At 75.0% G+C, this 2263-nt stretch carries 2 protein-coding genes; one reads left to right on the top strand and one right to left on the bottom strand.

Annotated elements, in window-relative coordinates:
* Nucleotides 1-1302 (bottom strand): beta-ketoacyl [acyl carrier protein] synthase domain-containing protein (locus tag ABD308_RS38265; protein WP_344345548.1); only part of this gene is annotated, 1302 nt, incomplete at its 3' end.
* A gap of 578 nt (nt 1303-1880) precedes the next feature.
* On the opposite strand from ABD308_RS38265, the gene ABD308_RS38260 reads away from it, so the two are divergent.
* Nucleotides 1881-2263 (top strand): response regulator (locus ABD308_RS38260; RefSeq protein ID WP_344345546.1); only part of this gene is annotated, 383 nt, incomplete at its 3' end.

Raw genomic sequence — 2263 nt, 5'->3', positions numbered from 1 at the left:
GGCCGGCGGCGCGCCGGTCAGCACCACGTGGGCGTTGGTGCCGCCCCAGCCGAAGCTGCTCACCCCGAGGAAGACCTGCTCGTCGGCGGGCAGCGGCAGCGGCTCGCGGACCACCGTCAGGTTCAGCTCGTCGAACGGGATGCCGGGGTTGAGCTCCTCCGAGTGCAGGCTGGGCGGCACCAGGCCGTGCCGCAGCGACAGCAGGGCCTTGAACAGCCCGGGGATGCCGGCGGCGGCCTCCAGGTGGCCGATGTTGGTCTTCACCGAGCCGATCGGCAGCGGTCCCGCGTCCGCGCCGCGGGCCTGCCCGAGGACCCGGCCGACGGCGCCGGCCTCGATCGGGTCGCCGACCGCGGTGCCGGTGCCGTGCGCCTCCAGGTAGGCGACCCGGTCGGCCGGGATGCCCCAGCGCCGGTAGGAGTCGCGCAGCAGCCGCTCCTGGCCGAGCGGGCTGGGCGCGACGACGCTCTGCCCGCCGCCGTCGTTGTTCACCGCGGTGCCGGCGATCACGCCGTGGATCCGGTCCCCGTCCGCGAGCGCCCGGGCGACCGTCTTCACGTAGAGCGCGCCGACGCCCTCGCCGCGCACGAAGCCGTTCGCCCCGGCGCCGAAGGCCTTGCAGCGGCCGTCGGGGGACAGGCCGCCGAAGTAGGTGAGGCCGATCGAGGCGGTCGGGTCGAGCATCAGCGCGACCCCGCCGATGATCGCCGCGTCGACCTCGCCGGCGCGCAGCGCCTGGGCGGCGAGGTGCGCCGCGACCAGCGCGGAGGAGCAGCCGGTCTCGACGACCAGGCTGGGGCCGGTGAGGCCGAGGAAGTAGGAGACCCGGGCGGCGATCATGTCGAGCGCGTAGCCGGGCGCGGTGTGCTGGGTGACGCCGCTTCCGCTCTTGCGGCCGACGTGCTCGTAGTCGTGCCAGCCGGCGCCGACGAAGACGCCGGTGCGGGTGCCGGCCAGCGCGCGGGCGGGCGTGCCGGCGTCCTCCAGGGCCCGCCAGGCGGCCTCCAGCATCAGCCGCTGCTGGGGGTCGAGCATCTCGGCCTCGCGCGGGGAGATGCCGAAGAAGGTGGCGTCGAACCGGTCGACCTCGTCGAGGAATCCGCCGACGGCCTGGATCTCCCGCTGCGGGTCGAGCCGGGCGGTGGCGTCCCACCGGGCGGCGGGGACCGGGCGGATGGCGTCGCGCCGCTCCGTCATCAGCCGCCAGAAGCTCTCGACGTCGGGGGCGTCGGGGAACCGTCCCGCCATGCCGACGACGGCCAGGGCCTGGGTCGGGTCCTGGACCACAGGGTCTGTGTGCATGTCCTCTTCCTCTGGCATCCGTGGTGAGCGGGCTTCGGCCGCGGTCCGGCGCCCGGCCGGGGGCGCGCGGGGGCGCGGAGGCGGACGGGGGCCGGCCGGCGCGGGCAGGGGTCGGGTCCTACGGGCGGCGCGCGGGCGGTGGAGGGTGTCGGGGCAGGCGGCTGTCGGGGCGGCGGACGGGTAGGCGGACAGACGGGTGCGTGTGGGCCGGACGGGGCGGACGGGCCCCGCGCGGCAATCGATCACCAGTGCGCATCGTGGTCCTCGCCGGTGACCGGCGACAAGGCTTTGACCTGCTTTTACTGACACTTGTCACGTCCCTGTCCCCGGGCGTCGGGTCGGCCGCCGGACCCGGGATAGGTTGAGGGGTCACCGAATGACACGCGTAGACCCACCGGCCCCGCCGGTCCTGGCGGTCGTGGCGTTCCGGGTGGTCCTGGCGTTCCTGCCGCGGACATGTCCGCACCCGGACGCCCCGGAGCCGTCGACGGGGCCGGACGGCCGCCCGCACACTGGGCCTGCGACCGGAACGATCACCAGGAAGTCCGTTTCACGGGACCCTCGGGGGAGACCTAGTGATGACCATTCGTGTGTTGGTAGCCGACGAGCAGCTGCTGCCCCTGGACGCGATCGCCGAGGTGCTGGCCTCCGTGCAGGACTTCGAGGTCGTCGGCGCGGTGAACCGCAGTTCGATGATCGTCCCGGTCGCGGTGCGCCGGCGCCCGGACGTGGCGGTGCTGGGGATGGGCACCGTGCAGGGCGGCTTCCGGCTGGTGCGGGAACTCGGCCGGCGGCTGCCGGACTGCCGGATCGTCATCATGACGGCCCGGCCCACCCGGACGCTGGTGGACCGTGCGGTGTCGGCGGGCGTGCTCGGCGTGGTCCCCAAGCAGACCAAGATCCCGCGCCTGGTCGACGCCATCCGGGACGCCGCCGCCGGCGGCAGAACGACCGGCGGCAG

The sequence above is a fragment of the Kitasatospora putterlickiae genome (assembly GCF_039527695.1).
GTDB lineage: Bacteria > Actinomycetota > Actinomycetes > Streptomycetales > Streptomycetaceae > Kitasatospora > Kitasatospora putterlickiae.
The sequence above is the reverse complement of the archived record's forward strand: the minus strand, read 5'-3'. Positions and strand labels throughout refer to the sequence as shown.